This is a genomic window from Bacillus salacetis (genome assembly GCF_003581585.1).
Taxonomy (GTDB): Bacteria; Bacillota; Bacilli; order Bacillales; family Bacillaceae_B; genus Rossellomorea; species Rossellomorea salacetis.
Window position 1 is genome coordinate 1 of sequence record NZ_QXIR01000088.1, and the last position, 628, is coordinate 628.

Sequence of the window (628 nt, forward strand, 5' to 3'; positions counted from 1 at the left end):
GTTGAATTTCAATTTAAATGCGGGGTGAAACGGACCCTCTGTGTAAGAGAACGTAAGACTCCTAAGAAAAAATAAGCTAAATCTAATTGAATAAACATAAACCTCTTTCCACCCGGAAAAAGAACTTGAATGTTCTCGGGATGTGAGTGATAGATGGACACGAACCATTATCACTTATAGGAAAGGGGTTTTTGTATTGGATGAATTACAGAAAGGATTGTGGGTCCGCACACTTTGGAACCCAGTCAAAGCGAGGGAAGAAAGTCCGTTAATAGGAGAAAAACAGGTAAAAGTCGCTGCTTATTGCCGGGTCAGTTCTTCTTTAGACGTACAATTGCGCTCTCTTGAAAATCAGGTGAGCCACTATACCCATCTGATTCGCGAAAAGCCAAATTGGAAGTTTGTTGGAGTGTATGTCGATAACGGAACGAGTGGAACCAGCGCCAAGGGACAGCGGGGACTACAACGGCTGCTTCGCCACTGCGAGGAAGGAAGAGTCGATTTTATCTTGACCAAAAATGTATCTCGTCTGTCACGAAATGCAGAAGAATTGCTGACGATCGTTGAAAAGCTAAATGCAATGAAAGTTGGGATCTTCTTTGAAAAAGAGCATATTGATACATCCGTC

At 42.5% G+C, this 628-nt stretch carries 1 protein-coding gene; it reads left to right on the forward strand.

Going from position 1 to position 628, the window contains the following annotated elements:
* Positions 1-196 precede the first annotated feature (196 nt).
* A partial coding sequence (locus tag D3H55_RS23725) for a recombinase family protein (protein WP_168413251.1) occupies positions 197-628 on the forward strand: 432 nt, incomplete at its 3' end.